This is a genomic window from Gaetbulibacter sp. NE (genome assembly GCF_025548475.1).
Classification (GTDB): Bacteria; Bacteroidota; Bacteroidia; order Flavobacteriales; family Flavobacteriaceae; genus Gaetbulibacter_B; species Gaetbulibacter_B jejuensis.
The window spans coordinates 41,157-47,359 of the sequence record NZ_JAOQHY010000017.1; the positions used below are offsets into that span (position 1 = coordinate 41,157).

5 protein-coding genes are annotated in these 6,203 nt (G+C 32.1%); 1 reads left to right on the plus strand and 4 read right to left on the minus strand.

All coding sequences use genetic code 11. The annotated features are described in order from the left end of the window. Positions 1-35: 35 nt before the first annotated feature. Positions 36-2,267, minus strand: a complete 2,232-nt coding sequence (locus OD803_RS14265) for a TonB-dependent receptor family protein (RefSeq protein ID WP_262734019.1) — start codon at positions 2,265-2,267, stop codon at positions 36-38. 235 nt (positions 2,268-2,502) lie between these two features. Here OD803_RS14265 and guaB point away from each other — a divergent pair, with 235 nt between their 5' ends. Continuing rightward, positions 2,503-3,975 carry an IMP dehydrogenase gene (gene guaB / locus OD803_RS14270; RefSeq protein WP_134201329.1) on the plus strand — a complete coding sequence of 491 codons (1,473 nt, stop codon included), beginning with the start codon at positions 2,503-2,505 and terminating at the stop codon, positions 3,973-3,975. Between the two features lie 124 nt (positions 3,976-4,099). On the opposite strand, the gene OD803_RS14275 is transcribed toward guaB, so the two are convergent. The 3 genes from OD803_RS14275 to OD803_RS14285 form a co-directional block, all read right to left on the minus strand. After that, positions 4,100-4,741, minus strand: a complete 642-nt coding sequence (locus OD803_RS14275) for a hypothetical protein (protein ID WP_262734021.1) — start codon at positions 4,739-4,741, stop codon at positions 4,100-4,102. Positions 4,742-4,778: 37 nt separating this feature from the next. Next, on the minus strand, positions 4,779-5,468 hold the full coding sequence (locus OD803_RS14280; RefSeq protein WP_262734022.1) for a hypothetical protein: 690 nt from the start codon (positions 5,466-5,468) through the stop codon (positions 4,779-4,781). A gap of 72 nt (positions 5,469-5,540) precedes the next feature. Beyond that, positions 5,541-5,990 (minus strand): hypothetical protein, encoded by a 450-nt coding sequence (locus OD803_RS14285; protein ID WP_262734023.1) that lies wholly within the window; start codon positions 5,988-5,990, stop codon positions 5,541-5,543. Between the last annotated feature and the right edge of the window lie 213 nt (positions 5,991-6,203).

The window sequence follows — 6,203 nt, forward strand, 5'->3', positions numbered from 1 at the left end:
ACAAACTCTTTTCTTTATTTATTGTTTTGTCTAGATTAAAACTGAAATTCTAAACCAGCATACACTCCAAAAGGATGACCAGGTCTTAATCCTGCAGGTACTCTTGATACTGCATACTCGTTATCTAACAGGTTAATAATGTTTAATGTTGTACTTAACTTAGAAGTAATATTATAGCGACCAGCAAGATCTAAAACAATAGCAGAGTCAACCTTTTGGTTTTCAGGTATAAATCCGCTACCAGAAACTGTTCTAAACTCTCCATTATATCTACCGTTTAAGTTAATTGAGTATTTCTTATGTTCTAAACCAACACTTGTATTTAATTGGTGTTTTGCTATGTAAGGTATTTCGTCGCCTTCAGTAACTGTTCCCCAAATACCATCATCACTACCAAAGCTATTTAAAAATTCAGTATCTGTAAAAGTGTAACCTATAGTAATTGGTAAATCAAAGGCTGTATTGCTTTTTAAAACATCATAGTTTAGCAGCACTTCAATACCTTTTACAGCCACTTCTCCAGCATTAAATACATCTAAACTTCCAGTGCCACCACTTGCAGCAAGATCACTTCCTAATAAGTTACTGTAATCGTTGTAAAACGCAACAACTTCTCCTTGTATACCATTATAGTTAAATCTGGTTCCTAACTCATAGTTGATACTTTCTTCAGGTTTTTGTCCGTCTTCATTTCCAGGAGGTGAAAACCCTTTATGTACACCACCAAAAATAGAATAGTTATTGTTGAATTTATAGTTAAAACCAATCCCAGGAATAAAAATATCTACCTTATTTTCTCTTATCGATAAATCACTTCCTGTTCTGTTTACGTCGTTTGTACCATAGTTTTCACGCTTAAGTACAATGTTTTCATAACGCAAACCAGGTGTTAATGTTAAGTTTTTATACTTAAATTTATACATAACGTAAGAGGCAAAAGCTTTAGCACTACTAATTCTGTTTGCATCTGTTCCTGGTATACCTTTAGTAGTTAATTGCATAGTGTTGTCTACAATGTTATAGTAGTCTTTCCATTGAAAACGATCTTCTTCATCGTAGTGGTATCTTAATCCTAACTCAATATCATGAAAAGTGTTTTCTCCATAAAAATGATAATCTAATTTAGTTTGTACACCTTTTGAAATATATTTACGATTGTTAGCTTTGACTGTTAATGCATCTTCTGGTGCATTTTCTAAACCTGTCATATAATTAAAATGTGTAGGATATAATTCAGGGCTAGATACAATGTTAGCAATACTTACATTATCACCATTAGCGGTAATATCGTTTAATTTATACCAGTTTCTTTCAAATCTATTAAAATACCCATTGGTGGTTATAGCAAATTTTTTAGAAAATTCAATATTGTGAGTTAATAACAATTGAATATGCTCATTAGTCATTTTATCTTCTTGTGAACTTGCGTATCTATCAAAAGGATTATTATTAAAATCAGCATCTGTTAACCCTAAATAGGTTTCATTTGATACTTCATCAGCAAACTGAAATTTAGTTTCAAAGCTTTGTTGAATCTTTACTTCTTTGTCAGTGTTTAGTCGGAATTTTGCAACAACATCGTTTTTATCGAATCCTGTGTTAAGGTCGTTTAATAAGTTTTTAAAACCATCAGAATTAAAATTTAAATACTCAATATTGTACCCAAAGTTTTCATGGCTATCTCCTACAGTTGCATATACTTGACCACTATTAAAACTACCATAAGAAGCTTTTATTCGCCCAGAAAAACTATCAGGTATTTGTGTAGAGACCATGTTTATAGCACCACCAGTTGTAAATGGACCATATTGTACTTGACTACTACCTTTTAAAATTTCAACAGCTTCCATACGTCCTACAGAAGGAAAGTAATAAGCAGCTGATGCGCTGTAAGGAGCAGGAGCTATTAGTACTCCGTCTTCCATTAAACTAATTTTTGCACTGCGTTCTGCAGAAGTTCCTCTTAAACTAATATTTGGACGTAGTCCAAAACCATCTTCTTCTACAATAGTAACACCAGGAACGGTTTTTAAAACACGGTTAATATCTGTATAACCCAGTTTTTTTAATTCAGATGGGGAAATATAATAAGCAGAACCTGTACGGTTTTTAGCTAAATATTTATTCCCAAAAATAACATTAGTTTTAATTAAAATTTCTTCTAGACTTTGAATAGAATCTAGGTTAATTTTTGTACTATCAATAGCATTTTGTGCAGTTAAACTGCTTGTAACTATTAATAAAAGTAATAATAACTTAGTTTTCATTTATTTAGACTGATTAAGTATAATTTGGTTTTCAGCCTGCAAAATTACTACTCATTTTTAGTTTATCAAATTTTATTTAGAATAATTAAAAATAAATTTCAATTGAATACTCTTCTAGAGTTAGCTTATGAAATAGCTCGTAAATTATATCAGCAATAATACTTTTAATATTAAAATTTAAGTGTAATTTCATATATAAATCGTACCTTTACGCGCAATTAATTTTAATTGCAACATGACAGCACATCAAAATAAGATACTAGGAGAAGGATTAACTTATGACGACGTACTTTTAGTCCCAGCCTATTCCGAAGTATTACCAAGAGAGGTTAACATCCAAACGAAATTCACGCGCAACATTACACTTAACGTTCCTATAGTTTCTGCAGCTATGGATACCGTTACCGAAAGTAGAATGGCTATTGCCATTGCTAGAGAAGGAGGTATTGGTGTATTGCATAAAAACATGACCATTGAGGAGCAGGCTATAAAGGTAAGACGTGTAAAACGTGCCGAAAGTGGTATGATTATAGACCCTGTAACTTTACCGCTTACTGCCAAAGTAATTGATGCTAAGCAAAATATGGCAGAGCACAGTATAGGTGGAATTCCTATTGTTGATGAAAACGGAACATTAAAAGGAATTGTTACCAATCGTGATTTAAGATTTGAAAAAGACAATGACAGAGCCATTGTTGAAGTAATGACTTCTGAAAACTTAGTAACTGCTGGTGAAGGCACATCTTTAATGGATGCTGAAGTTATTTTACAAGACAATAAAATTGAAAAATTACCTGTAGTTGACGATAACTATAAACTTATTGGGTTAATAACATTTAGAGATATTACTAAACTTACCCAAAAACCTATTGCAAATAAAGATAAATACGGAAGATTACGTGTTGCTGCTGCTGTTGGTGTTACAGGAGATGCTCTAGATAGAGTATCTGCTCTAGTAAGTGCAGGTGTTGATGCTGTTATTATTGATACAGCTCATGGGCATACCAAAGGTGTGGTTTCAGTGCTTAAAGAAGTAAAAACTAAATACCCTGAATTGGATGTAGTAGTAGGTAATATAGCTACTGCAGCAGCTGCAAAATACTTAGTAGAGGCAGGAGCTGATGCTGTAAAAGTAGGTATTGGTCCAGGGTCAATATGTACAACACGTGTAGTTGCAGGTGTAGGTTTTCCTCAATTTTCAGCAGTATTAGAAGTTGCTGCAGCAATAAAGGGTAGTGGAGTACCAGTAATTGCTGATGGTGGTATTCGTTACACAGGCGATATCCCTAAAGCCATTGCAGCAGGAGCTGATAGTGTAATGTTAGGATCGCTTTTAGCAGGAACTAAAGAATCTCCGGGTGAAACCATTATTTACGAAGGAAGAAAATTTAAATCGTATCGTGGAATGGGATCGGTTGAAGCCATGAAACAAGGTAGCAAAGACCGTTATTTCCAAGATGTAGAAGATGACATCAAGAAGCTAGTACCTGAAGGTATTGTAGGTCGTGTGCCATACAAAGGCGAATTGGTAGAAAGTATCCATCAGTTTATTGGCGGATTACGTGCTGGAATGGGTTATTGTGGTGCCAAAGATATTGAAACACTTAAAGAAACTGGACAGTTTGTAAAAATCACAGCTAGCGGAATCAACGAAAGTCATCCGCATGATGTCACTATTACTAAAGAAGCTCCTAATTATTCAAGATAGATTTAGATTGTTATTGGGTTACTCTTTTTAATGGGATAGATTATAAATTAGATAATTTGGGATTTGTATTAGCATTATACTTTTCAGAAGGTACTTTTTATTGTACCATTATAGGATCTATTATTTAATTTTTAGTACCAATCCAAGTAGTACCCATTTTTATAGCATAAAAGGTGTCTTTTGAAGAAGTGTCGGTTCGCAAACCCTGTTTTAGTTTTCTATTATACCATTTTTGCATGCCAATATAGTCTTGCTTGTTAGCATAACTATCTTCTTCTAAATCGATATCAGACTGAAAAAAATGATCTTCATCCAACGCATAAGCCCAATTAAAAGTGTTTAATTCTTCTTGAAGTTTACCGTAATTTTGAGACGGAAAATTGTGCTGGTCTTTTGGTTTATAAAATGTGATGTCATAAAAATTTACCATTTCATCAATAGCACAAACAACTTGAGACTTTTTTAATCGAGGTTCAAACAACCAAATTGCCAAATAGTAAGGCTTGTTTAATGTGTTTAGCTGCTGTTCCCAATGGTTATAAATATCCAATAAACCTTTTATAATTTCTTGTCTGTGTTTGTGTTTAGGTGAAGGTATATTGGAACCTGTAATAGAGATGTTGGTAAAAGGACTTACCCATATTTTACAGTAATTTCGTTTACTAGATTTAAGATAATCCAAGTCTAACTCTATATTGTAGTTTTTCCATTCTTCAATAGACTTTAAAATGCGATTACCACCTCTTATTTTTCGATGCCTTATCATTATATAGCAGCTTTTTTAACTTTTTATGAGTAAAAAATTAATATTCAGGACAGTAGTTGTTTGTAGGACTTAAACTCTCATCAATACTTATTTTATCATTGCTATGCCTAAAACAGTTTAAATAATGCCCTCCTTCAAAACCAATACTCCAGTCTTTAAACAGCCCATATGATCCACCTATAGCTTCATAAAAATATTGATTATTACTTAGTTTATATTTTTTTAAATAGCTATCTCCTATAGGTATTGAATCAATTTCGGTAACCACTTCATTATTTGAGCTCCATTTATAGTTTAAAACATCTCCAATGGTTATATTGAAATCAGCATATAACTCTTCGTTATTTTGATTTTTATTAACAAAGTACACCATACTTGCATCTTGACGCATTGCGCATCTATAATTTAAACTTGTACTTGTAGATATAAATTGATAAGCACTAGCAGAGGCAGGCAAATGAAAAATGGAATCTAACTGATTTGTATACATCTTTTTGTACTCAACGTTGTTAATAAGCGTATCTCCATCAAAAAAATAGGTTAAATATATTTTGGTAGATTCAATTGTTGCTGTTGCACCATTAAAATATTCATATTCGCCTCTATGATACCACTTGTTAAATTCAGAAACCATTTCAATACTATTGTTGGTGTCTATTGAGTCAGAATCGTCATTAGTACAGTTAAATAATATAACAGTTGCAATTAGTAGTAGTATTTTTTTCATAGTTGAGTGTTTGTGTGTTGTAAAAATGCAATGAACTATACACGTTGTTTTGTCACATTTATTAATAGCAAATTACATTTTTGGTCTTCCTTCCAAATGATTTTTTATAAGTCTGTAATGAAAATCATTCAGTCTTTTAGCTTCATGTTCCTTTGTAATTAGTTCCAAAATCTCTGGAAAATATTTTTTTTGAGAATGTCTAAATATAAGCCAAATGTTAAGTTTTGGACAGTCAATTCGTTCATCAGATATCCATCCGTATTTTTTGGTCAGTTCAATTAGTTTTTCTGTGTTTCTGTTATCAATTTCAATTTGTAGAGACCAAACCGAATCAATTTCTTTTTTTGAACTATTATTTTCAGTACCAAAAGAACCACCTAAGATTTCTCCACTTCTATATAATTGATCATTATTAATCATTTCATTCAACAATCGACACATTTCACCATTGTTTTCAATTGATTCTTGACCGAAGCAAATAAATGAGAATTGTATTAAAATGATTAGTATGAGTTGTTTCATAATGTACTAAGCCGTTTTGTGTATGATTTGTGTCGTGTTTTAGTTAGTAATTTAGCAAATAAAAACCGAATAGAAAATCCTCGAGGATTTTCGTAAGTAGGCTCTCATAAGCAATGGATTATAGCCGTTGTTGGCTTTAGTTTTTTTTCTTAATATATTCTTTCGATGCTTTTTCAATCCAATTGTCATTACTCCAAGTAAATTCAGATTTTA

Coding starts and splice junctions, on each gene's coding strand:
- OD803_RS14265 (WP_262734019.1), bottom strand. CDS start 2,267: ATGAAAACTAAGTTATTATTACTTTTATTAATAGTTACAAGCAGTTTA.
- OD803_RS14285 (WP_262734023.1), bottom strand. CDS start 5,990: ATGAAACAACTCATACTAATCATTTTAATACAATTCTCATTTATTTGC.
- OD803_RS14280 (WP_262734022.1), bottom strand. CDS start 5,468: ATGAAAAAAATACTACTACTAATTGCAACTGTTATATTATTTAACTGT.
- OD803_RS14275 (WP_262734021.1), bottom strand. CDS start 4,741: ATGATAAGGCATCGAAAAATAAGAGGTGGTAATCGCATTTTAAAGTCT.
- guaB (WP_134201329.1), top strand. CDS start 2,503: ATGACAGCACATCAAAATAAGATACTAGGAGAAGGATTAACTTATGAC.